The sequence below is a fragment of the Salipaludibacillus keqinensis genome (genome assembly GCF_003226325.1).
Lineage (GTDB): Bacteria > Bacillota > Bacilli > Bacillales > Salisediminibacteriaceae > Salipaludibacillus > Salipaludibacillus keqinensis.
On the sequence record NZ_PDOD01000001.1, the window covers coordinates 269,124 to 291,775 of the forward strand.

At 38.5% G+C, this 22,652-nt stretch carries 25 protein-coding genes; 21 read left to right on the plus strand and 4 right to left on the minus strand.

The genetic code is table 11. The features are described 5' to 3' along the window. The first annotated feature begins 71 nt into the window (after positions 1-71). On the plus strand, positions 72-299 hold the full coding sequence (locus CR194_RS01365; RefSeq protein ID WP_110607851.1) for a hypothetical protein: 228 nt from the start codon (positions 72-74) through the stop codon (positions 297-299). Between the two features lie 20 nt (positions 300-319). On the opposite strand, the gene sda is transcribed toward CR194_RS01365, so the two are convergent. Then, the gene (gene sda / locus CR194_RS01370) at positions 320-475 is read right to left on the minus strand and encodes a sporulation histidine kinase inhibitor Sda (protein WP_408640715.1); all 156 of its coding nucleotides are present in this window, start codon (positions 473-475) and stop codon (positions 320-322) included. Between the two features lie 482 nt (positions 476-957). Between sda and CR194_RS01375 the strand changes: the two genes are divergently transcribed. From CR194_RS01375 to CR194_RS01410, 8 genes are all read left to right on the plus strand, one after another. After that, positions 958-1,488 carry a YqeG family HAD IIIA-type phosphatase gene (locus CR194_RS01375; RefSeq protein WP_110607852.1) on the plus strand — a complete coding sequence of 177 codons (531 nt, stop codon included), beginning with the start codon at positions 958-960 and terminating at the stop codon, positions 1,486-1,488. Beyond that, positions 1,461-2,579 (plus strand): ribosome biogenesis GTPase YqeH, encoded by a 1,119-nt coding sequence (gene yqeH / locus CR194_RS01380; RefSeq protein ID WP_199228110.1) that lies wholly within the window; start codon positions 1,461-1,463, stop codon positions 2,577-2,579. The genes CR194_RS01375 and yqeH overlap by 28 nt, the downstream gene beginning before the upstream one ends. A gap of 144 nt (positions 2,580-2,723) precedes the next feature. After that, on the plus strand, positions 2,724-3,557 hold the full coding sequence (aroE, locus tag CR194_RS01385) for a shikimate dehydrogenase (protein WP_110607853.1): 834 nt from the start codon (positions 2,724-2,726) through the stop codon (positions 3,555-3,557). Positions 3,558-3,559: 2 nt separating this feature from the next. Next, entirely contained in the window at positions 3,560-3,850 is a 291-nt protein-coding gene (yhbY, locus tag CR194_RS01390; protein ID WP_110607854.1) for a ribosome assembly RNA-binding protein YhbY, read from the plus strand. A gap of 31 nt (positions 3,851-3,881) precedes the next feature. Next, positions 3,882-4,457, plus strand: coding sequence for a nicotinate-nucleotide adenylyltransferase (gene nadD, locus CR194_RS01395; protein WP_110607855.1), 576 nt, complete (start codon positions 3,882-3,884; stop codon positions 4,455-4,457). Next, the gene (gene yqeK / locus CR194_RS01400) at positions 4,450-5,010 is read left to right on the plus strand and encodes a bis(5'-nucleosyl)-tetraphosphatase (symmetrical) YqeK (RefSeq protein WP_110607856.1); all 561 of its coding nucleotides are present in this window, start codon (positions 4,450-4,452) and stop codon (positions 5,008-5,010) included. Before nadD ends, yqeK begins: the two co-directional genes overlap by 8 nt. A gap of 25 nt (positions 5,011-5,035) precedes the next feature. Continuing rightward, positions 5,036-5,392, plus strand: coding sequence for a ribosome silencing factor (rsfS, locus tag CR194_RS01405; protein ID WP_110607857.1), 357 nt, complete (start codon positions 5,036-5,038; stop codon positions 5,390-5,392). A 15-nt stretch (positions 5,393-5,407) separates the two neighbouring features. Next, the gene (locus CR194_RS01410; protein ID WP_110607858.1) at positions 5,408-6,139 is read left to right on the plus strand and encodes a class I SAM-dependent DNA methyltransferase; all 732 of its coding nucleotides are present in this window, start codon (positions 5,408-5,410) and stop codon (positions 6,137-6,139) included. Between the two features lie 46 nt (positions 6,140-6,185). On the opposite strand, the gene comER is transcribed toward CR194_RS01410, so the two are convergent. Then, complete coding sequence (gene comER / locus CR194_RS01415; RefSeq protein ID WP_110607859.1) at positions 6,186-7,022, minus strand: late competence protein ComER; 837 nt, start codon at positions 7,020-7,022, stop codon at positions 6,186-6,188. A 108-nt stretch (positions 7,023-7,130) separates the two neighbouring features. Between comER and CR194_RS01420 the strand changes: the two genes are divergently transcribed. The 3 genes from CR194_RS01420 to CR194_RS01430 all read left to right on the plus strand — a co-directional run bounded on the left by CR194_RS01420 (position 7,131) and on the right by CR194_RS01430 (position 10,854). After that, positions 7,131-7,757: a helix-hairpin-helix domain-containing protein gene (locus CR194_RS01420; protein ID WP_110607860.1), complete on the plus strand. Its 627-nt coding sequence runs from the start codon at positions 7,131-7,133 to the stop codon at positions 7,755-7,757. Positions 7,758-7,869: 112 nt separating this feature from the next. Beyond that, positions 7,870-8,439, plus strand: coding sequence for a ComE operon protein 2 (locus CR194_RS01425; protein WP_110607861.1), 570 nt, complete (start codon positions 7,870-7,872; stop codon positions 8,437-8,439). 129 nt (positions 8,440-8,568) lie between these two features. After that, complete coding sequence (locus CR194_RS01430; RefSeq protein WP_110607862.1) at positions 8,569-10,854, plus strand: DNA internalization-related competence protein ComEC/Rec2; 2,286 nt, start codon at positions 8,569-8,571, stop codon at positions 10,852-10,854. Between the two features lie 74 nt (positions 10,855-10,928). Here the strand turns inward: CR194_RS01430 and CR194_RS01435 are convergent, their stop codons facing one another. Then, positions 10,929-11,060: a YqzM family protein gene (locus tag CR194_RS01435; protein WP_110607863.1), complete on the minus strand. Its 132-nt coding sequence runs from the start codon at positions 11,058-11,060 to the stop codon at positions 10,929-10,931. Between the two features lie 284 nt (positions 11,061-11,344). On the opposite strand from CR194_RS01435, the gene holA reads away from it, so the two are divergent. Further along, complete coding sequence (gene holA / locus CR194_RS01440; RefSeq protein ID WP_110607864.1) at positions 11,345-12,370, plus strand: DNA polymerase III subunit delta; 1,026 nt, start codon at positions 11,345-11,347, stop codon at positions 12,368-12,370. A 75-nt stretch (positions 12,371-12,445) separates the two neighbouring features. On the opposite strand, the gene rpsT is transcribed toward holA, so the two are convergent. Next, on the minus strand, positions 12,446-12,712 hold the full coding sequence (rpsT, locus tag CR194_RS01445) for a 30S ribosomal protein S20 (protein WP_110607865.1): 267 nt from the start codon (positions 12,710-12,712) through the stop codon (positions 12,446-12,448). A 143-nt stretch (positions 12,713-12,855) separates the two neighbouring features. On the opposite strand from rpsT, the gene gpr reads away from it, so the two are divergent. The 8 genes from gpr to dnaK all read left to right on the plus strand — a co-directional run bounded on the left by gpr (position 12,856) and on the right by dnaK (position 22,514). After that, entirely contained in the window at positions 12,856-13,974 is a 1,119-nt protein-coding gene (gpr, locus tag CR194_RS01450; RefSeq protein ID WP_110607866.1) for a GPR endopeptidase, read from the plus strand. Positions 13,975-14,110: 136 nt separating this feature from the next. Then, the gene (spoIIP, locus tag CR194_RS01455; protein WP_233254187.1) at positions 14,111-15,223 is read left to right on the plus strand and encodes a stage II sporulation protein P; all 1,113 of its coding nucleotides are present in this window, start codon (positions 14,111-14,113) and stop codon (positions 15,221-15,223) included. Between the two features lie 14 nt (positions 15,224-15,237). After that, positions 15,238-15,633 carry a hypothetical protein gene (locus tag CR194_RS01460; protein WP_110607868.1) on the plus strand — a complete coding sequence of 132 codons (396 nt, stop codon included), beginning with the start codon at positions 15,238-15,240 and terminating at the stop codon, positions 15,631-15,633. A gap of 105 nt (positions 15,634-15,738) precedes the next feature. Beyond that, positions 15,739-17,565 (plus strand): translation elongation factor 4, encoded by a 1,827-nt coding sequence (gene lepA / locus CR194_RS01465; protein WP_110607869.1) that lies wholly within the window; start codon positions 15,739-15,741, stop codon positions 17,563-17,565. Between the two features lie 59 nt (positions 17,566-17,624). After that, the gene (gene hemW / locus CR194_RS01470; protein ID WP_110607870.1) at positions 17,625-18,767 is read left to right on the plus strand and encodes a radical SAM family heme chaperone HemW; all 1,143 of its coding nucleotides are present in this window, start codon (positions 17,625-17,627) and stop codon (positions 18,765-18,767) included. Positions 18,768-18,884: 117 nt separating this feature from the next. Next, entirely contained in the window at positions 18,885-19,919 is a 1,035-nt protein-coding gene (gene hrcA / locus CR194_RS01475) for a heat-inducible transcriptional repressor HrcA (protein ID WP_110607871.1), read from the plus strand. Positions 19,920-20,026: 107 nt separating this feature from the next. Further along, a complete protein-coding gene (gene grpE, locus CR194_RS01480) occupies positions 20,027-20,641 on the plus strand; it encodes a nucleotide exchange factor GrpE (RefSeq protein WP_110607872.1) in 615 nt (204 codons plus the stop codon). A 31-nt stretch (positions 20,642-20,672) separates the two neighbouring features. Next, positions 20,673-22,514, plus strand: a complete 1,842-nt coding sequence (gene dnaK / locus CR194_RS01485) for a molecular chaperone DnaK (protein ID WP_110607873.1) — start codon at positions 20,673-20,675, stop codon at positions 22,512-22,514. The last annotated feature ends 138 nt before the right edge of the window (positions 22,515-22,652 follow it).

Here is a 22,652-nt window from a genome sequence, read left to right on the forward strand (position 1 = left end):
TGATATTCTACTTTTTAGATTGTATAAAAATAGAAAAACCGTACCAACCTGTCAGTAAGGAGGCGGTACGGATGAGCAATCAAATCAAATACGTGATTTCCCTTATTATCTTTTTAGTTATTTTTACAGCTGGGGCTTTTGGACATGTGGCCTTGACCAAATCAATAATTGAAGCTGAGCACGACCAACAAAACTATGGAGGCTTTCAATTGGACGGTTCATTTACAGAATTCCATAGGTTTCAACCGCGACAATATATAAAAGTCATTCCAGAGAAAAAACAAAAGGAAGGTAACTGATGATCAGCGTATTAAACGTATTAAAGATCAATCTTTCTTGTGAAATTAGAACGGCGATCGATCTCATCTAAAATTAATAGTAAAAAATCCTCGGATAAATCTAGTTCTATCGCTTTCTTGTATGTTTCCAGCAACAACTCGTCTGATATGTCACGCAATGCCCCCTGCTTTTTCATTTAAGGCCCTCCCCATTTTATAACTTCGTATAAAGAAATGAAATAACATATTTTTCTCGCTTAGATAGTCGTATAAGCTTGTCCATTCATTATTAATTTTGTACTCACGCAGTCGTCCGTTCGTTTGGTTGAGTTGATATTACCATGAAATGTAAAGTTGCTCAAACAGGGGGTTATCCACATTTTCGGTGGATAGATGTGTGGATAGCCTGTTTGTATCTTTTATAATTGGTTGGGCAAGAATGGGGTAGCTTGTGTGAAAACTTATCCACAGATTTCTCTATTTGTAAAATGATGTCGAAAAATTTTTAGGAAATCGACGATTTATTCATGAATATGTTTGTTCCGTTTGAAATCACTGCTAAAATATAGGTATTATAGGTGAGTAGCTTATAAATGTTCATGCGGTGATGACAGAAATATTTGCTAGTACCCTAGCTTCGCTTGAAGAAGTTTGTGGTATGAAGAAATGGAGGAAATAAGTGTTAAAAAAATTTATCCCAGATCAGTACGTTCAATCAATATTCGACTTATCGATTGAAGAACTGAAAGAGCAAGGTATAAAAGGTGTCATAACAGACCTTGATAATACATTGGTTGAGTGGGACCGGGCCGATGCGACAGAAGAGTTAGTTGCCTGGTTTGAAAAATTGAGAGATAGTGGCTTTCAAATTGTGATTGTATCAAATAATAACGAAAAAAGAGTCAAACATTTCGCTGATCCCCATAAGATTACATTTATTCATAGTGCTAGGAAACCACTGAGCCGTGCTTTCAAAACAGCGTGTGACTTGATGAACTTGAAGAGGGAAGAAACAGTTGTCATTGGCGATCAATTATTGACAGATATTCTCGGAGGAAACCGCGGGGGATTTCAAACAATTTTAGTTGTACCAGTTACGAAAACGGACGGGATTTTGACTAAATTCAATCGTCGTATCGAACAACGTGTTTTCCGAGCAATGAAACGAAAGGGGTTAATTGAATGGGAGAAATCGAAAGACAACAAGTAGTATGTTCAGGCTGTGGAGTTAAAATCCAAACGGAACACAAAGATCAGTTAGGGTATACGCCACCATCGGCTCTGAAAAGAGAAGTGATTATTTGTCAGAGGTGTTTTAGACTAAAGCATTACAACGAAGTTCAAGACGTCTCCTTAACAGATGATGACTTCCTGAAAATACTAAATGAGTTAGGAAATAAAGAGGCCCTCATTGTTAAGATCGTCGACATTTTCGACTTTGATGGTAGTTGGCTTCCAGGACTTCACCGTTTTATTGGTAAGAATCCGGTATTATTAATAGGAAATAAAGTGGATTTATTACCTAAATCTGTTAAGCGTCCAAAAGTTATTCAATGGATGAAAAAAGCAGCCAAGGAATATGGTCTAAAACCAACTGACGTTCATTTAATGAGTGCTCAGTCAGGAGAAGCGATCATGGAAGCGGCTAATCTCATTGAAAATTTGCGTAATGGCAAAGATGTCTATGTTGTCGGATGTACCAATGTTGGAAAATCTACGTTTATCAATAGGCTATTGAAGGAATTTGGAGCAGAAGATGACATGCTCATCACCACATCTAATATACCGGGAACGACCTTGGATATGATTGATGTACCATTAGATGACGGGTCTGTTCTGTATGATACGCCAGGAATTATTAATCACCATCAAATGGCCCATTTACTAGATAAGAATGAATTAAAAATGATTACACCGAAAAAAGAAATTAAACCGAAAGTATTTCAACTTAATCAAGAACAGACGTTGTTTTTTGGAGGATTATCGAGGTTGGATTTTATCAGTGGAGATCCCCAATCTTTCGTAGTGTATTTGTCTAATGAATTAACTATTCATCGGACGAAAACAGAGAAAGCAGACACGTTGTATGAGCAGCACTTAGGTGAGATGCTGTCGCCACCAAATAAAGAAAATCAAGAATCTTTTCCGAAGCTTATTGAAAAAGATTGGAAAATACAACCTGGTAAAACGGACTTAGTATTCTCCGGATTAGGATGGGTAACGATTAGTGGAGATGGAGGCGTCATTCGTACCTATGCACCTAAAGGCGTGCATGTGAGTGTCAGGCCATCTATTTTTTAATTTACAACTCTTTAAGATCACCCTGTACATCTCGGGAAAACCGGTCGCCAAATTACCTGTAAGGCTTAAGCCAAACTGCAGCGCTGTTACCACTTTATTATTTTTAGGGAAGCTTAAATATCTATACTAAGGAGGGAGAAGATCATGAAGCAAGTTTATGGAGTCATTGGTCATCCTATTAGTCATAGTCTTTCTCCATTGATGCATCAAGCTGCGTTTAATGAATTGAATATTGACGCTTCTTATTTAGCTTTTGACGTTCATGAAAATCGGTTAAAGGAAGCCATGGACGGAGTTAGGGGACTAGGCATCAGTGGTCTGAATGTAACAATCCCACACAAAGTTAACGTGATGGAATATTTAGATAACATAGATCCTTTGGCACAACGAATCGGAGCGGTTAACACGGTCGTGAATCGTGACGGGAAGTTGACTGGATATAATACTGACGGTGAAGGATATATTCAAGCCTTGTTACCGGTATTGCCGAAGACGTTAAATAAGATGAGAGTTCTCATTTTAGGAGCGGGTGGAGCGGCTAAAGGCGTAGCCATGACGTTGGGAATGACCGGAGCAAAAGAACTATACATCGCTAATCGAACCATTCAAAGAGCTGAGCAATTAGCTGAAGAATGCTCGTCTTTAACAAATGCAGCTGCCATATCCATTCAATTGGCTCAGGCCCGATTAACTGAATTTGATTTAATCGTTAATACGACGTCGATCGGCATGACTCCCCATGTTGATCAGATGCCTCTTTCACTTGAGATGATTGCTAGAGGAGTCGTAGTTAGTGACTTAATCTACACGCCATCTAAAACAAGATGGCTTAGAGAAGCAGAGCGTAAAGGAGCGACGATTCAAAATGGTCTTGGCATGTTTATTAACCAAGGTGCTTTAGCATTTGAAAAGTGGACCGGTCAAGATGCACCGAGAGAACTAATGAAAAAAACGGTTGTTGAAAATTTAGGAGGATAAAAATGTTAACAAATAAACAAAAGCGTTTCTTGCGAGGAGAGGCACATCATATTAAACCTATTTTCCAAGTAGGAAAAGCTGGAGTTAATGAAAATCTAGTCAAGCAAGTAGCTGAAGCACTTGAAGCAAGAGAGCTCATCAAAGTAAGTATCTTGCAAAATTGTGATGAAGATCGAGAAGATGTGGCTTTGAGAGTAGCAAAAGGTGCAAAAGCCGAAGTTGTGCAGGTTATTGGTAAAACGATCATTTTCTATAAAGAATCAAAAGAAAACAAGAAAATCGAACTTCCTTAAAACTGGAACAATCAAATGTGAGGCGTTACAAATGAAAAAAGTAGGGTTACTAGGTGGAACATTTGATCCTCCTCATTTAGGCCATTTAATGATGGCTGAGGAGGCTAGGCTAAAAACAGAGTTAGATGAAATCTGGTGGATGCCCAATCGCATCCCACCACATAAGCAACTTTCTTCAAATACTACTGAAAACCAAAGGGTCACTCTTGTTTCGAAAATGGTTGATTTACATCCATCTTATAAGCTCAGCAAGGTAGAAATGGAACGATCCGGGCCCTCATATACGGTAGATACAATAAAAAAGTTACAAAATGACCACCCTGATGTACAATTTTCTTTTATCATGGGTGGAGATAGCTTAAAACATTTTTCAATGTGGGACAGAAGTGACGAATTGCAAAAGATGCTGCCATTTATAGTACTCATTCGTCCAGGTTTTGCTATCCCTGAAGCTACTAAATTTCTCGATTTAACAATATTAGATGAAATCAGCTTGGAATTATCCTCCAGTTATATCAGGGAAAAAGTGAAGAACAATTCTTTAAATCAGTTTTTATTAATAAAAGAGGTTTATGAGTATATAAGGGAGAATCGTTTATATGAATGAAAAAAAAGCTTTTGAAACGGTTCGCCATTCTTTGAAACCCCGTCGATTTGAGCACACGGAGAGAGTCGTGGAACAAGCAACGAAGCTGGCTGAGAAATATGGCGGTGATTTTAAAAAAATTCGCATGGCAGCCATTTTACACGATTATGCAAAATACCGACCGACGGAGGAAATGAGACAAAAAGTAATGAAAAATTCAACCCTTCCTATGCGGCTTTTAGATTATGGAGACGAGTTATTACATTCTTTCGTAGGTGCAGTATACGTAAAGGAAGAATTAGACATAAAAGATGAAGTCATATTATCTGCAATTCGCTACCACACGACAGGAAGGGCCGGCATGACATTGGAAGAAAAAATTGTCTTTTTAGCCGATTATATTGAACCGGGTCGAACGTTTCCAGAAGCTGCTGAAGCCCGCAAATTGGCAGAAGATGATCTTGACCTTGCATGTTTAGCATCACTAAAGAACACGATCATTCATTTAAGTAATAAATCCCTGGCGATTTATCCAGATACATTTGAAGCTTATAATGATTTCGTTAATAAATGAAAATTAATTGGAGGAAATGTAAAACATGGAACCTAAAGAAAAGTTGGACTTAGCAGTTCGTGCTGCTGATGATAAGAATGCTCACCAAATAACTACACTAGATATGAGAGGTGTCTCATTGGTTGCCGATTATTTTGTTATTTGTCATGGTAATTCAGAGACACAAGTAGAGGCGATTGCAAGAGAAGTGAAAGACAGAGCTTCTCTTGCAGGTTTAGATTTAAAGAGATTGGAAGGAATTGAACATTCTCGCTGGGTGCTAATCGACCTTAATGATGTCATTGTCCACGTGTTTCATAAAGATGACCGAAACTACTATAACTTAGAAAAGCTTTGGGGCGATGCGCCAACGTTAGATGTAGAAGAGATTTTACAAGCATAGAAAGAGAGTGATAATATGACCCATGATCACTTTGCTTCCCTATATGACGTACTTATGGAAGATGCTCCGTACGACTCATGGTTGGAATATGCTGAAAAGTATGTTCATAAGGAAGGGAGTATTTTGGACTTAGCTTGTGGTACAGGTACCTTGACGATGATGCTCGCTAATCGAGGCTATGAAGTGACAGGAGTAGATGTTTCTCAAGATATGCTGACAGTAGCAGAGCGAAAGGCTAGAAAGTCGAATGCCGACGTTCGTTTTATTTTACAAGATATGCGTGAGTTGGAGGGGTTTAACCAATTAGACGGGGTCACTATTTTTTGCGATGGTTTGAATTACCTCACAAAAGAGGAAGAGGTAATTCAAACCTTCCGACGGATTGCTTCATCTCTTAAACCTGGTGGTGTTTTGCTGTTTGATGTTCATTCCCCTTTTAAAATGGAACATATCTTTGATCACCAACTTTATGGAGAAAACAGTGAATCGCTCTCATACATGTGGTTTTGTGAACCTAATAAGGAATCACTGAGTGTTCATCATTCGTTGACGTTTTTCATAAAAAAAGACGAAGACCTCTATGAAAGGATGGATGAAGAACAGTTTCAACGAACGTTTCTTCCTAGTACGTATCACCAATGGCTAGAAGAAGCAGGATTTCATCGTATTTCTATATCGGCTGACTTCGGAAACAAAGAATTGGAAGAAGAGGACGATAGAATTTTTTTCAAAGCGGTAAAAAAATAGTTTTCTATCTATGAAAGCTCTTGTATAATAAAGGAAGCTAGTGAACCTAGCTTCCTTTATTATTTAGTTGCTTTGATATCCCCTGGCGATCCTCCACATATTTCTTTTCTGTTTCTCTAAACAGTTCGTGAAACATCCACCCAGTTTCATTTTGAAGCACTTTTAGTCCAACCCCTGTAACTCCTCCGGGCACGGTTACCCTTTTGCGCAGGGTTGCTAAGTCAAAATGCTTTTGCTTTAACAACTCCCCAAACCCAATTAGCATTGATTCAGCTATAATTGTGGCTGTTTTTTCGTCAATTTTCGTTTCATCTACAGCCCCTTTAATCATTCTTTCAATTAGAAAACTAATGAATGCAGGGCCACAGCTTGCAATATCCGAGGCTACCCTTGTGATTGATGGATCAATCGTAACGGGGTTAGATATACTTGAAAATAGGCTCGTTAATTCATCTCTTAGATCCGAGGAGCACCGATTGCTGTATGTTATTAATGAAGGGCCTTCGAGACTAAGGTTAACAATGCTCGGAATAAAACGTACTACGGCTTGTTTATTTAAGATTTGTTCAGACTCTTCCACCTGAAGGGGGCTTGTAATAGTTATGACCACTTGATCAGGTCTTAGAAGGTTGGATATGTCTTTAAGGACATGAACCATTTCCATCGGTTTGGTACAAATGAAAATCCAGTCGGCATGATTAATAACCGAATAGATGTCATGATGGACCACTGTTTTTTTATGCCTTAGCTGAAGCTGTTTCGCTTTCTCCAAAGTTCGGTTTGTCATATGAATATGCTCAGCCTTGATTTGTCCCCCTTTAATAAAAGCTTCTATAATCAAACCCCCCATGCTACCAGTACCGATAAAACCTAATTTTTTCATATCTTCACTCCTTTTTTCCTGAGCTTAAAATACCTTTTGTCATTCAAAAGTTCACTTTATATATGTATGAAATGAAATGGAATTCATGTTTTTTAAGGAGATGATCTTATGCAATTCATGAAAGAATATGTCCAAGAAAAAGGATTATTTCTCTCTATAATAGGGGGAGTTTGTTTAATTTCAGTGATTTTTTTCTGGCAGCATACGGGAGAAGTTGAAGAGGCAGATGCAACTGTTTTACCATGGGAGAATGAGCAACTAACGGATAGGATCAGCCATGAAGAAGAAAAAGAATCAGAGATCATACTCATGGTTGATATTAAAGGCGAAGTGTTCAACCCAGGCGTTTATCATGTTATGGAAGGCGAGAGAGTTATTGATGTGATTGAAAAAGCAGGTGGATTCAATTCTGAAGCCAATCAGTCGGCTATTAATTTAGCTGAAAGATGTTTTGATGAGATGGTTATTTTCGTCCCATCTGAAGGGGATGAAGATGCCCCCTCGGGTTATGATGTCATAGCTAGTGGAGCAAAACATGAGGGAATTTTAATCAACCAAGCTGATGCTAATGAATTAACTACCCTTCCAGGCATAGGACCGGCGAAAGCGGACGCAATCATCTCTTTTAGAGAAGAAAATGGACCGTTTCAAACGTTAGAAGATCTCACTAACGTACCTGGGATTGGTGAAAAGACGTTAGAATCCATTCGGGACCATCTTGTAATTAGAAAGTGAGTCCTCTTTGATTCAAATTGCTCGTTGACGAACAGAAGCGAAGTTGTCAAAATGAACAGAGGAAGAAAGAGAAAGGTAAAAGAAGCTAAATTACTAGGAGGTACTACATATCATGGAAAGAATATCATGGCACCAATATTTCATGGCACAAAGTCATTTGCTCGCCTTAAGAAGTACGTGTACTAGACTGATGGTGGGTGCGACAATTGTAAGGGATAAACGAATCATTGCAGGTGGTTATAACGGCTCTATCTCAGGAGGAAAGCATTGTATAGATGATGGGTGCTATTTAATTGACGACCACTGCGTAAGAACAGTACATGCTGAGATCAATGCGCTTTTGCAATGTGCGAAGTTCGGTGTGCCAACGGAAGGAGCTGAGATTTATGTTACCCATTTTCCGTGTTTGAATTGCTGTAAATCACTAATTCAAGCGGGCTTGAAGAAAGTATTTTATGCCCAAGATTATAAAAATCATGAGTTTGCTATTGATTTGTTCCAACAGGCCGGAGTAGAAGTAAAACAAGTAGAGTTAGAAGAGATGATTTTAGACACTAATAACAAAGAAAAACTAATGTTTACAGCTCAATTGTTATCTAAATTAGAAGCACAAGGCTTGGAAGGAACTGAAATTGAACAATTAAAAGAAAAAGCAAATCGACTTTATACCGCGACTTCATAATAGCAAGGGAGCCATGATCTTTCTTCTCCCTTTAATGTTCTCTCATCAACTTCATCTTTAGTAAGGTTTAGTGAATCATGGTCCGTTTAAAACTAGAAAAAGCTTATACATATTTTAAAGGAGGTATTCATGGGATCAAGGTTATATTGCGCTGCTTTTCTAGCGATAAGTGGTTTGTTATTTGCTTTCAATCATGAGTGGATATGGCCTCTACTATTTCTTGTCGTAGGGTTATTCCCTCATATTAAAAGTCTCATTTATCACAAATCATGGATAAATATGCTTTCTCACGTACTTATAGGATTCTTATTTTTTCTGTTTGGAAGTTACTTTATCCAACAGCATCAAACAATGTTAACTGGATCAGAAACAACGTTTCAAGGGAGTGTAGAAACTCTTCCTAAATTAACTGCTTCTCAAAGGGATTGGTCATTCCAATTATTATTAGATAAAGGCGAGAAAATTCAAGTCTTTTACCCATATGATAAAGTAACAGATCAACCCGTAAATCTTTTTGATACGTGCCACTTCAAAGCCTCTTTAGACCAACCTCCTTCTTCTAAAAACCCTTATTCTTTTGATTATAAACACTACTTATCTACACAAAACATCCATTGGATAGCTCGAATCCCCCCTGGATTTTTATATTGTGAACAGGCTAATGATTCTTTATTAGTAAAAATAACCAGCTTACGAGAGCAGGGAATGGATAAACTCGCTCAAAAAAACGATCCTGAAACATCTGCATTAATGACAGCCCTTGTGTTTGGAGATCGATCTTTTATGAACGAAGAGAGAGTGGATCAATATCAACAATTAGGTATCCTTCACTTGCTAGCGGTCTCAGGATTACATGTAGGGTTGATTACTGCTGCTTGTTTTGCTCTGTTGTACCGAATTGGTTTTACGAGAGAGATCTCAAGCCTCATTGTATTTTGTCTGTTGCCTGTATATATGATCATTGCCGGTGGTGCTCCTTCCGTAATACGTGCATCATTTATGTGTATGATTTTCCTTTTAGTCGTCCGATTCAAATGGAAAGTAAGGGCGGTCGATGTGGTCGCAGCCATTGCACTATTTTTACTACTTGTTAACCCTCTTTATCTTTATCACCTCGGATTTCAACTTTCTTTTCTAACAAGTTTTGCCCTTTTATTATCAAGCTCCTTGTTTCAACGAGTGTCCGCCATACAAGTGATATTGACTGTAACTGGCATTGCTCAATTCGTAACATTGCCTCTTACCCTGTATCATTTTTATGAACTCTCTTTATTCACCTTACCAATGAATCTGTTCTTTATCCCTTTTATCTCTTTTTGGATCCTCCCGTTAGCTTTCTTAACTGTTCTTCTTCCTCCTATGTTATCTAATTTGACTTATTGGATCGCTTCGAAGAGTTTAGTATTAGTTGGAGAGCTATTATCATTGGCATCGAGCCCTTCTTGGAGTGTGTTAACATTTGGACAACCATCGAGCAGAATGATGATGCTAATGGTTGGTTCAGTGATAGCTAGTATGATTTTATTTGAAAAAAAACGAAAATTACAATCTGGCCTATTGATTTCGTTAGTCTTTTCCCTCCAGTGGCTTTCCCCGTATCTCAACGAAAACGCAACGGTTACGATGCTTGATGTGGGACAAGGGGATGCGCACGTGATTGAGTTACCATACAGGAGAGGAGTTTATGTCATTGATACTGGAGGGGTTATTCAATGGGGTGAAAGATTCGAGCAAGACATCAGAGAATCGACAGGACCAGGGAAGAATGTCCTCGAACCTTTTTTGAAAGGAAAAGGAATTCGGTCCATTGATCGATTAATTTTGTCTCACGGGCACATCGACCATATTGGAGAGACGTGTTATATATCTTCCAAATTTCGTATAAAAAAAGCTCTCTATCCTAAAGGAGAAATGTATCCTGATGAGGCGAAGTCAAGGATTCAATGCCTTATAAATGACGGTGTTCCTTTGGTTTTTTCTGAAAAAGGGATGTCATGGCAAGAAGGCGATGATTGGTTTTATGTGCTCCACCCTGAAGGTCAAGAAGATAAAGAAAATGATCAGTCCATTGTTTTGCTTGCTTCTTTGAATGAAGTTACTTTCTTATTTACCGGGGATCTTGAAGAAGCGGGGGAAAAGAAGGTGTTAAACAACTTCCCTAACTTGAAAGTAGACGTATTGAAGGTTGCCCATCATGGGAGTAATACATCGACTCATGATCCTTTTATTGGTCAAGTCACTCCTGCAATTGGCTTGATTTCTGCAGGCGAAAATAATCGGTTTGGTCACCCTCATATGGAAACTCTTCAGAAATTAGAGAACATGGAAATAGAGGTGTTCAGAACGGATGAGCAAGGGGCGGTAACGATAGAAGTGAAGAAAAGTGGTGATATAGTCGTAAAGACACAAAAATAACATTAGTAAAAACACGCAATCTATAATGAGAAAGCGTGCTCGTTGAAGTTTATAATTCTGTTGGTGCGGAAAAATTAAATTAAAAGATCAATCACTTGGGCGATAGTGAATATCGTTGCAAAAAAGCCAAATACAACAACGAACCCTACGGCGCTGTCAATAAAGTCGTTTCGTTTTGTTTGAACCTCTTTTTCAAATTCGTTCATTTTATATCCCTCCTGTCACATTATTAGTATAAGACATTCCTAAAAAAAAATCCACATTTGATATTGAAGTATTTCCTTTAGTTGTCACCTATAGAAAGCAGGTGCATAGGATAAGATATCAATACAAACTGATTCTTATTTGATTATCGTCACCGGGTAAGATCCTAGGTACTTAACTGGAGACGTTTATCATAAATGGGGAGTGGTATTATGCCATTTCCCTTTTTCCTTTATAATTATACATATGGTAAAATACATAGACCACGTTTGAAGGAGAGAGAACCTTGTCCTACATAAATGTTTTAAAAGAACTAAAACAGGAGAAATTGTCACCTTTGTATTTATTATATGGCTCGGAAACATATTTGATTGAAGATATTATTCAACGAATTATGGCCTTGGCTTTAACGGAAGATGAACAAGAATTTAACTTGTCCAAATTTGACATGAATGAGCATCCAGTAGAGTTGGCAGTAGAGGAAGCTTACACCTTTCCATTTATGGGAGGACGTCGAGTCGTGTTTCTTAAAGACGTTTATTTCCTTTCATCTCAGAAAGACTCAAGTAAAGTAGAACACGATCTAAGTAAATTAATGGCATACATAGATAACCCTGCTCAAGAGACCATCTTTATCGTTCATGCTCCTTATGAAAAATTGGACGAAAGGAAAAAATTAGTCAAAGGCATGAAAAAACAAGCTACAGTATTAGAAGCAAAACCTTTGGAAGAAAAAGAAATAAAAAGATGGATAAATGAGAAAGCGGCGGAATTTGGCGTTCGTGTAGCTCCTTTAGCTCAAGAACGTCTGCTATCCTTAACGGGGGCAGATCTGATGATTATGGCTTCTGAACTGAATAAGTTGGCAGTACACGTAGGTGAAGACAATGAAATCACGGAACAACATGTAGATGATCTCGTTGCTAGATCACTAGAGCAAGATATTTTCGCTTTAGTGGATGGAGTGGTGAAAGCGAATGTTCATCAAGCATTGAAAATATATAAAGATTTATTAAAACAAAAAGAAGCACCGATTAAAATCATTGCACTAATGGTTCGGCAATTTCGAATACTATTCCAAGTGAAGCAGCTTACACAGTTGGGATATGGCGAAAAAATGATTGCTTCTCAATTAAAGCTCCACCCATATGTGGTGAAGCTTGCTGCAAGGCAAGTAAGGAATTTTCGTGATGAAGAGCTGCTAAGTTTAATTGATCAATTGGCTGATTTGGACTACCGTATAAAAACGGGGAAGATAGGTGATGAGTTAGGAGTAGAGCTATTTTTGCTTCATCGTAAGAAGGTAAATTAAAGAGGGAATAAATACATACGATTTGTAACAAATTAAAAAGGCATTTCACTGATAAAAAGTGAATGCCTTTTTGAATTATGCAGATACTTCGTTTAAGCGCTTTTGTAAGCGAGACTTTTGACGATTAGCTGCGTTTTTATGGAAAATACCTCTGTTAGCTGCTTTGTCCAATTTCTTGGTAGCTATAAGGAATGCTTCTTTAGCACCCTCTACATCCTTTTCTTCAGCTTTTGTGTTAAAAACTTTGATTGATCTACGAAGGTCGGATTTAAATGAAGCATTCTGAGCGCGACGCTTTTCAATAGTTCGACCACGTTTGATAGCAGATTTAATGTTTGCCACCTGATTCACCTCCTCGATGCAACCGTAATAACGTTTGGTTTTGCGTGCAACAATAAGGATTGTACCAAAATGATATTTAAAATGCAATAACATTTTCCAACAACAGTCGTAGAGATTTTCATGAAAAATGGAGGGATTCGTTCATGAGTAATTTAGATTTAAGTAAATACGAGGTAAGAACTGATTTAGCTATTGAAGCACATGCCATGGCACAAGAAAAAAAAGATAAGCTTGACGCAAGCGAGACTAAAAATACTATAGAAGGGGTGGATGTAAAAGAAACAGATCAGGAGGGCATCACGATCACTCATGTCTCTATTGAAGGCAAGGCAGCAGAACAGCTTGGCAAGAAACCTGGTAAATATTTGACGTTGCAAATCGACGGAATTAGACAAAAAGATACTGAATTGCAAATAAAAGCTGAAAAAACCTTCGCTAAGGAATTTCAGCAATTTTTAGTATCGTTAGGTATTCAACCTGATCAAACATGTTTAGTTGTAGGATTGGGTAACTGGAATGTCACGCCAGACTCCTTAGGTCCATTAGTGACAGATAACTTGATGATCACGAAACACCTTTTTGAACTTCAACCTGAGAATGTGAGCGAAGGATTTCGTCCTGTAAGTGCGATCACACCTGGGGTCATGGGGTTAACGGGGATTGAGACAAGTGACATTATATTAGGAGTAGTAGAAAAAATAAAGCCAGACTTTATTATCGCCATAGATGCTTTGGCAGCAAGGTCAGTAGAACGAGTGAATACGACGATTCAAATCTCAAACACGGGTATTCATCCTGGATCAGGAGTTGGAAATAAACGGAAAGAATTATCTCAGGAAGTTCTTGGTATTCCTGTTATCGCAATTGGTGTGCCTACGGTCGTGGATGCCGTTTCAATTGTAAGTGATACGATAGATTACTTACTAAAACATTTCGGAAGAGAAACAAGAACAGGTCAAGAGCCAAAGCGAGCACTGACACCAGCAGGAATGACTTTTGGTGAAAAGCGTAAATTAACAGAGGACGATATGCCTGCTGAAAAAGAGCGGGAACTTTACATGGGGATCGTTGGTAATCTAGAAGAGATGGAAAAGCGACAGTTAATTCAAGAAGTGTTAGCTCCACTTGGCCATAATTTAATGGTTACTCCAAAAGAGGTCGATGATTTTATTGAAGATATGGCTACTATATTAGCTCAAGGTTTGAATGCGGCGCTGCATTCGAAAATTAATCAAGACAATGTTGGGGCTTATACTCATTAGACAGGTTCTATATCCTCTTTTTATGCATACAGATAAAGTATGGAAAAGCTAAAGAGAGGATGTAGAACAGATGATACCTAATCGTACATTTGGAAAAAGGCCTAATTATGGGAGGAAAAAAAGGACAAGCCTTCATATGAAAGTGATGTCATTAGTGATGGGTGTCATGCTTATTTTTTTCTTTACAGCTACATTAACAGCTTTTGGACCTGGTTACAGTCTTACTTCAGCTTCAGTTCATAATCTAAGTGATCAGTTGACCGTTGAGTCCCTTGTTTACATATTAGGTAATGAGAATCGTTACTTTCAGCAATCTTTACCTTCTGGGCATGAGCCGCCTTCTTTAACACCGTTAGCTTTTGAATTAACAACAAATATAAATCCAGACGATCCCAGAAGCCTTTTAGGGAGGGAGTTGCCTGGATTCTCTTTATTTGATGGGAGGATTATAACGGCTGGAGAAGGAGCCGATTATACTAATATGCCAATGGAATCAGCACCACCGATGGAAGTCCTCTTAGCAGAAAGAGAGGCATCAACTGAAAGGTTAGATGAGCTTGATGAACTAAAACAATCTTTCTCTGAAAATGAAAACATTGACGATTTACCTGTCACAGTTCATATTGTGCATACTCATAACAGAGAATCGTTTCTACCTGAATTGCAAAATACAACTGAAGCATTCCACGATACAGTGAATATCACTTTAGCTGGTGAGAAATTAGGATTAGAGTTAGCAAAGCACGGCATTCGTGCTGATGTTGACACTACGGATATCGGTTCGAAATTAAATGAAAGAAACTGGCAGTACAGCCAGTCATATGATATGTCCCGGGAAATAGTCAAAGACGCTGCAGAAGAAAATGCTGACATTGAATTCTTTTTTGATCTTCACCGTGATTCTCAGCCAAGAGAAATGACAACCGTTGAGATAAACGGAGTAAAGTATGCTCAAACTTTGTTTGTTATTGGAGAGAATAATCCTAATTACAACGAGAACGAGGCATTGGCTAGAGAACTTCACCAGCGCATGGATGAGCATTATTATGGGTTGAGCCGCGGGATTTTTGCGCCTCCTGTCACAGGTAGCGGCCGCAACGGGGTGTATAATCAGGATTTATCCTATAATTCACTTCTTGTGGAATTTGGAGGAGTTGAAAATAGTTTAGAAGAAGTTTATCGATCGGTAGAATTGTTTGCAGAAGTATTTAGTGAGTATTACTGGGAATATCGGGAAGATGAAATGTAAAGGGGGATCATCAGATGGGGCAGTTGTTATTACGAGCAGGAGCACTCATTTCAGTTCTGATGTTCGGATTTATTCTAGGGATAATATACTCAGATCAAGAATTTGATTTTACCAATTCTAAGTTTCATGTGAAAGAAGAATCCACTAATGATCAAGCATTACCTAAATACGAATTAAAAGATCTGGATACGAATGAAATTAAAATGGGGGAAGATGGCATCGTGGTTTATGAAGAAGGAAAAGGTGAACTTCACGATTCCCTTCAAGAAGAATTGCCTTCTTTCGTTGAAAAAGCAGAACCATTGACCAATGAGGAAGCAAGCCCTCTTTTTTCAGAATTGGGATTGAAAACAGCAGGGGCGTTTGAGCATGTTTTTCAGAAAATGTTCTCAGTCTTAGACGGCAATTGATCAGAGACAACTCTTTTAAATAAAACTAATGTTTGAACGTTCGCTGTTATTCTTGCTATAATGATTCATAGTGTATTTAACGGAGTCTGTAGGAGTGATAGTGTAATGAAACCTGAGGAACGTATTACAAGACGAGATAAAATTAGAAACTTTTCGATTATAGCCCATATCGACCATGGTAAATCTACTTTAGCAGATCGGATTTTAGAGAAAACGAGTGCGCTGTCTCAGCGGGAAATGAAAGATCAGATGCTTGATGCGATGGACTTAGAGCGCGAGCGGGGTATTACGATTAAATTAAATGCTGTTCAACTGACTTACAAAGCAAATGATGGGGAGGAATATATTTTCCATCTTATTGACACACCAGGACACGTCGACTTCGCTTATGAAGTTTCTCGAAGCTTGGCTGCTTGTGAAGGGGCGTTATTGATTGTTGATGCTGCACAAGGAATAGAAGCGCAGACATTGGCAAATGTATACTTAGCTTTGGATAATGACCTGGAAATACTTCCAGTTATTAACAAAATTGACTTACCTAGTGCTGAACCTGACAGGGTTAAGCAAGAAGTAGAAGATGTCATCGGACTTCCAATGGATGATTGTTTATTAGCGTCAGCTAAAAATGGAATTGGAATTGAAGAAATATTAGAGTCAGTAGTGAAAAATGTCCCAGCACCAGCAGGGGACCCAGAAGCACCTCTGAAAGCAATGATTTTCGATTCTCTTTTTGATCCGTATCGAGGAGTCATTGTTTATATAAGAGTGATGGAAGGGACCGTCAAGCCAGGAGAAAAAGTGAAAATGATGGCTACTGAAAAAGAATTTGAAGTTCAAGAAGTAGGCGTATTTACACCTAAACCGGTCGCTCAAAAAGAATTGACTGTTGGTGATGTAGGATTCATGATCGCCTCAATCAAAAACGTCGCTGACAGCCGAGTAGGAGACACAGTTACTCATGCTAACAAACCGACTTCAGAGGCGCTCCCAGGTTACAGAAAGTTGAATCCAATGGTCTTTTGTGGCCTGTATCCTGTCGATACAAATGACTATAATGACTTAAGAGAAGCATTGGAGAAGCTTGAATTAAACGATGCTGCTTTACAATTTGAAGCAGAAACATCGCAAGCACTAGGATTTGGTTTCCGCTGTGGATTTTTAGGTTTGCTCCATATGGAAATTATTCAAGAACGTATTGAACGGGAATTTAATATTGACCTTATAACGACAGCACCAAGTGTTATTTACGAAGTTAAAAAGACAGACGGTGAAATTGTAAGAATCGATAATCCATCTGATATGCCAGACGCACAAAGTATTGAATATGTTCAGGAACCATATGTAAAAGCAGAAGTCATGGTGCCAAACGATTATGTCGGCCCTGTTATGGAACTTTGTCAGAAAAAACGTGGCGACTACATCGACATGAAATACTTTGACGAGAACAGGGTAAATATTATATATGAACTACCATTGTCAGAAATTGTTTATGACTTCTTTGATACATTGAAATCGACGACGAAAGGGTACGCCTCGTTTGATTATGAATTAATCGATTACAAAGAGAGCCGATTAGTAAAAATGGACATTCTTTTAAACGGAGAAAGAATAGATGCTCTTTCTGTCGTCGTTCATCGTGATACGGCATATGAAAGAGGAAAAGTTATCGTAGAAAAACTGAAAAAGCTTATTCCTCGGCAACAATTCGAAGTTCCAGTTCAAGCAAGTATCGGTCAGAAGATTATTTCCAGATCGACAATCAAAGCGATGCGAAAAAATGTACTGGCAAAGTGTTACGGTGGAGATATCTCACGCAAACGAAAACTATTAGAGAAACAAAAAGAAGGTAAGAAACGTATGAAGAATGTTGGGAATGTTGAAGTTCCTCAAGAAGCATTTATGTCCGTACTTAGTATGGATGAGAGTAAGTAAATTACAGTCAGACCGCAGGATTCCTGCGGTCTTTCACTGTTTAGAAGGAGAGTGCTAACGTGACAAAATCCCTTTATGTTCATGTTCCTTTTTGTGAACAAATATGTCATTATTGCGATTTCAATAAATTCTTTCTGCAAAACCAACCTGTGGATGAATATATCGATCTTTGCAACGAAGAGATGAAAAAAACTATTGAATCCTTTCCAGCAAATGAAAAAGTGTCAACAATTTATGTTGGTGGAGGGACACCAACGTCTCTATCTACACGACAATTGGAGAGACTGTTAAAGGATATTAAGCGAAACTTCCAAATCAACCACGATGTAGAATTTACAGTAGAAGTAAATCCAGGAAGTGCAGAAGAAGAAAAGATGTCTATGTTATTTGAAATGGGAGTCAATCGGTTGAGTATTGGGGCACAAACGTTTGATGAAAAGTTGTTAAAAGCGATCAACCGTGATCATCATCCTGAAGATGTGGAAAGAACGGTACAGCTAAGTCGCCAGGCAGGAATTACAAACCTTTCAGTTGACATGATGTTCGGTCTGCCGAGACAAACGATGGCACAGTGGAAAGACTCATTAAAAGCCGTCTGTAACCTACCGATTCAACATATTAGTGCCTATTCGCTTAAAGTGGAAGAAAAAACGGTGTTTTATCAGCTACTTAGAAAGGGTAAACTTCCTTTGCCGGATCAAGAAGATGAAGCAAGAATGTATGAATATATGCTTAAAGAGTTAAACCTAAAGGGATTTCATCACTATGAAATTAGTAATTTTGCTAAAAGCGGTTTCGAAAGTCGGCATAACCTGACGTATTGGGATAATGAGGAGTACTATGGAATTGGTGCAGGTGCACACAGTTATATCCAAGGCGTTCGTCGCGCAAATCATGGTCCATTGCCCAAGTATATGAAGGCATTGAAAAATAATCAATTACCTTACTTTGAAGAGCATGAGGTCACTTTAAAGGAAAAAATGGAAGAACAAATGTTTATGGGGCTTCGTAAACTTAATGGCATTTCTCTTTCCAAATTTGAAGAAAGATTTGGGAAAAGTGTTTATACAGTGTTTCCTCAAGTGATTGAAAACTTGAAAAACGAGCAATTATTAATAGAGGCAGAAGATCGTGTGAAACTGTCGGAAAAAGGCCTTTTACTAGGGAACGAAGTGTTCGAAAAGTTCTTGATCGGAGATTAAAAACAAATTTTTTTTCAGAAGATCAATTCTGTCCGTTGACAACTGGAATCCTTCTTTGGTAACTTATTATATAGATTTAGCACTCGCAGATCGAGAGTGCTAACAGGGGGGATTTACATGTTGACAGAGCGTCAGTTATTGATCCTAAAAGCGATCGTAGATGATTATATTACGAATGCGGAACCCGTAGGCTCAAGGAGTGTTTCAAAGAGAGATGAAGTAAGTTACAGTCCTGCGACTATCCGAAATGAGATGTCTGACCTTGAAGAGCTAGGGTTTTTAGAGAAGCCTCATAGTTCTGCAGGAAGAATTCCTTCACAAAAAGGTTATCGTTATTACGTGGATCATTTGCTCTCGCCCACGAAACTAACGAAAGGTGAAGTATCAGATATAGAGTCGGTGTTGGATCATCGTTTTAATGAATTTGAACAATTGATTAAACAATCAGCAAAAGTTCTTTCCAGTTTAACAAGTTATACGTCTATCGTACTTGGGCCGGAAGTATTCGAATCTACATTAAGGCAAATTCAACTAATACCAATATCATCTAGCCAAGCGGTTGTGATTATTGTTACGGACACCGGGCATGTAGAGAGTCAGACGGTTCAATTTCCAGGAGATTTAGAAGGGGCCGAGCTTGAAAAAGTCGTGAACATTTTAAATGATCGTTTACGAGGAGTTCCATTGGCTAGACTACAGGATAAACTGTCGGTTGAGATCTCTACTTTGCTGAAACAGTATGTGAATCAATACGAATCAATGCTGAAAATGCTAGGAGAAGTGTTTCAAACTCACCAAAACGAAAAAGTGTTTTACGGTGGTAAGACAAACATTTTAGCTCAGCCTGAATTTAATAATGTGGAACGAGTTCGTAACATTTTAAATATTTTTGAAGAAGACACACTCGTTTCTAAGCTTTTTAGATCTGAAGGTAATGGCTTAACAATTAAAATTGGTGAAGAAAATCGCTTTGAACCGTTTGATGATTGTACAATCATCACTGCCACTTATTCTCTTGACGGGAATCATATGGGAACCGTAGGGATATTAGGTCCAACGCGAATGGAATACCCCCGTGTGATTAGTATCATGGATTATTTATCTAAAGATATGACGAAGATATTAACAGCATGGCACCAAAAGAACAGTTAAAAACAAGGCTCTGTTTTTTTGCAATGTTGAGGAAAATAAGTTCACAGATGATATCAGGAAAGCATGATGACATCGGACAGAGCTGAAGCTTAAAAAGTTTAAAGAAAATGATTTTTGATTTTTTTAAGGAGGTGAGAAACGTGAAAAATGAAACGAAGAAAAACGAAGAAATTGTAACAGACGAAAGTTCTCTTGAAGAGGTTGAAGAAGTGAAGCAATCTACAGAAGCAGGGGAAGAGGAAGAAGCAACAGATGGTTCAAACGATGCAACTTCCGACCAGTTAAAAGAGCTAGAAACTAAGCTTGAAGAAACAACGAACCGAATGCTGCGACTTCAAGCAGATTATGATAATTTCCGACGCCGTTCAAAGCAAGAGAAAGAGTCAGCGGCTAAATATAGATCCCAAAGCTTAGCAGAAAGTTTGATACCTGCTTTAGATAACTTTGAAAGAGCCATGATGATTGATGCTCAAAGCGATGAAACGAAGAGCTTGTTACAAGGTATGGAGATGGTTTATCGTCAATTGAAGGAAGCTTTGGCTAACGAAGGTATTGAACCGATTGAGTCAGTAGGGCAACCTTTTGATCCACACGTTCATCAAGCGGTGATGCAAGTTGAATCAGAAGAATACGATGCAAACATTGTGGTTGAAGAAATGCAAAAAGGGTACCAATTAAAAGATCGTGTGATTCGCCCAGCAATGGTTAAAGTTAATGCATAACTACATATGCAATGAATAGGAGGAATTTTTCATGAGTAAAGTTATTGGAATCGATTTAGGAACAACAAATTCTTGTGTTGCCGTAATGGAAGGCGGAGAAGCTACAGTTATTGCTAACGCAGAAGGGGCAAGAACTTCACCATCTGTCGTTTCATTTAAGGATGGAGAGCGACAAGTTGGGGAAGTAGCCAAGCGTCAAATGATTACAAATCCAAATACAATCACGTCCATCAAGCGCCATATGGGTACAGATTACAAAGTAGAAGCAGAAGGTAAAGAGTACACACCTCAAGAAATTTCTGCAATCATTTTGCAAAAATTAAAAGCAGATGCTGAGTCTTACTTAGGTGAATCAGTATCCAAGGCTGTCATCACAGTCCCAGCATACTTTAATGACTCTCAACGTCAAGCAACAAAAGATGCTGGGAAAATTGCAGGGTTAGAAGTTGAACGTATCGTAAACGAACCAACTGCAGCTGCATTAGCCTATGGATTAGATAAAGAAGAAGATCAGACAATTCTTGTTTATGACCTTGGTGGTGGAACGTTTGACGTTTCTATCCTTGAACTTGGAGATGGATTCTTTGAAGTTAAAGCGACTTCTGGGGATAACAAATTAGGTGGAGACGACTTTGACCAAGTAATTATCGACCACCTTGTTGACCAGTTCAAAAAAGATAACGGGATTGATCTTTCTCAAGACAAAATGGCATTGCAACGTTTGAAGGATGCAGCAGAAAAAGCGAAGAAAGACTTATCTGGGGTATCACAAACACAAATCAGCCTGCCATTTATTACAGCAGATCAATCAGGTCCTAAGCACTTGGAATTAACTTTATCAAGAGCTAAATTCGAAGATCTTTCATCTCAACTTGTTGAAAGAACAATGGGACCTACTCGTCGTGCTTTACAAGATGCTGGTTTATCAGCAGGTGAAGTAGATAAAGTTGTATTAGTTGGTGGATCTACGCGTATTCCAGCTGTACAAGAAGCAATTAAGAAAGTTGCAGGGAAAGACCCTCATAAAGGGGTTAATCCAGATGAAGTGGTTGCTTTAGGTGCTGCGATTCAAGCTGGTGTCTTAACTGGTGATGTGAAAGACGTTGTATTACTTGACGTAACGCCACTTTCTTTAGGTATTGAAACAATGGGCGGCGTATTCACTAAGCTCATTGAGCGAAATACAACAATTCCAACAAGCAAGTCACAAACGTTTTCCACAGCAGCGGATAATCAACCGTCTGTAGATATTCATGTTCTTCAAGGTGAGCGGGAAATGGCTGCTAACAACAAAACATTAGGTCGTTTCCAATTAACAGATATTCCTCCAGCACCACGAGGGGTACCGCAAATTGAAGTAACGTTTGATTTAGATGCTAACGGGATTGTAAATGTCCGTGCGAAAGATTTAGGCACAAATAAGGAGCAGTCAATTACAATTACTTCCTCATCTGGTCTTTCTGACGAAGAAGTAGAACAAATGGTGAAAGATGCTGAAGAAAATGCTGAGGCAGACAAGAAGCGCCGTGAAGAAGTAGATCTTCGTAACGAAGCTGACCAACTTGTCTTTACTACTGAAAAGACTCTAAAAGACTTAGGTGAAGATAACGTTGATGCTGAAGATAAAGAAAAAGCAGAAACTGCAAAAGAAAAAGTGAAAACTGCTCTTGAAGGGGAAGATATCGAAGCGATTCGCACGGCAAAAGATGAGCTTCAAGAAGTAGTAACTCAACTTTCTACAAAACTTTACGAGCAGGCGGCTCAGCAAGCGCAAGCTGCTCAAGGTGAGCAAGGTGAAGAAGGTAATCAAGACGACGATGTGGTAGATGCTGAATATGAAGAAGTGAATGATGACGATAAAAAGCAACAATAAACTAATCGCGTAACTGAAAAGTCAAAGTCAGGATTTTCTTGGCTTTGACTTTTTTCAGGTCGATACAGGTAAGAGAGAATCACTTCTCTTATCTTGCCTGTTTGACTTGTGAATGATAAGATATTCGTTATGGATTAA